The organism is Rhodococcus sp. HNM0569 (assembly GCF_012726205.1).
In the GTDB taxonomy this organism is placed as follows: domain Bacteria; phylum Actinomycetota; class Actinomycetes; order Mycobacteriales; family Mycobacteriaceae; genus Rhodococcus_F.
Map to the genome: position 1 here is coordinate 1 of NZ_JAASAE010000037.1, position 1368 is coordinate 1368.

General features: G+C 70.0%; 1 protein-coding gene. It reads right to left on the reverse strand.

Annotated features, from left to right (window positions below; translation table 11 throughout):
• On the reverse strand, positions 1–1368 hold a 1368-nt coding region (locus HCA44_RS20685), incomplete at both ends, for a M1 family aminopeptidase (RefSeq protein ID WP_206038451.1).

Here is a 1368-nt window from a genome sequence, read left to right on the forward strand (position 1 = left end):
GCCGAGGTCCACGTGGCCGGTCGCCGCGAGCGCGGTGAGCAGCGCCCAGCGCAGGTCCGGGTCGAGCTGGAGACCGTCGACGCTCGTGCGTCCGTCGAGCAGCGCCCCGAGGTCCGCTGCCCGCGCGTCGTCGTACGCGGCCGCCGACGCCACCGTGCGGGCCCAGGTGAGCTGCGCGTCGCTCGCGGCCGGCGCCTCGTGCAGGTTGTGCCACGCGGTGTCGAGCCACGCGCGTCGGGCGGCTGCGCGACCCTCGTCGGCGACGAAGTGCTCGACGGCGAAACCGGCGTTCGCGAGTACCCCCGCGAGCAGCGCGGGGTCCGTCTCGCCCGCGGCGAATCGCGACACCATCGACACGAACCGCGGCGCGGCGAGTTCGGCGTCGCGGGTCGCATTCCACACCGACGACCACACGAGCCCGCGCGCGAGTGGGTCGCGCAGCCGGTCGAGTGACGACTCGACGGTCGCGAGCGATCTCTCGTCGAGCCGCGCCTTCGCGTAGGTGAGGTCCTCGTCGTTGAGCAGCACCAGGTCGGCACTCGGCAGATCGATCGGAGTCCGTTCCTCGGTCAGTTCGACGGCCCGGCGGTCGATGCGGACCAGATCACCCGTCTCGTCGAAGGAGTAACAGCCGATCGCGAGGGTCGTCGGTTTCGGCAGGGTCTGCACGACGTGCGTGCCGTCCCAGCTCAGCGTCGACACTCCGGTCGATTCGAGCCACTGCCGCGACCACGCGGCGAGGTCGCGTCCCGACGCCGCCGACAGCGCCGCGAGCAGGTCCGTCAGCCGGGTGTTGGCGAACTCGAACGCCTGGAAGTAGTTGCGGGCGGCGGTGAAGAACGCGTCGCGGCCCACGTGCGCCATGAGCTGTTTGAGTACCGCCGCACCCTTCGCGTACGTGATGCCGTCGAAGTTGAGCTTGGCCGCCTCGAGATCGGGGATCTCGGCGACGACGGGGTGTGTCGTCGGGAGCTGGTCCTGCTGGTAGGCCCAGGCCTTGCGCCGGTTGGCGAAGCTCACCCAGGCGTCGGTGAAGCGCGTCGCCTCGGCCGACACGAGTGAACCCATCAGGTCGGCGAACGACTCCTTGAGCCACAGGTCGTCCCACCACACGGGGGTCACGAGGTCCCCGAACCACATGTGCGCCATCTCGTGCAGGATCGTGTTCGCGCGGCGCGCGTACTGGTCCTGCGTCGCGGCGCCGCGGAAGACGTACGACTCGGTGAACGTGACGCAGCCGGGGTTCTCCATCGCGCCGAGGTTGTACTCGGGCACGAATACCTGGTCGTACTTGCCGAACGGGTAGGGGTAGCCGAAGTGGTCGGCGTAGAAGTCGAGCCCCTGGCGGGTGACCTCGAAGAGGTCGTC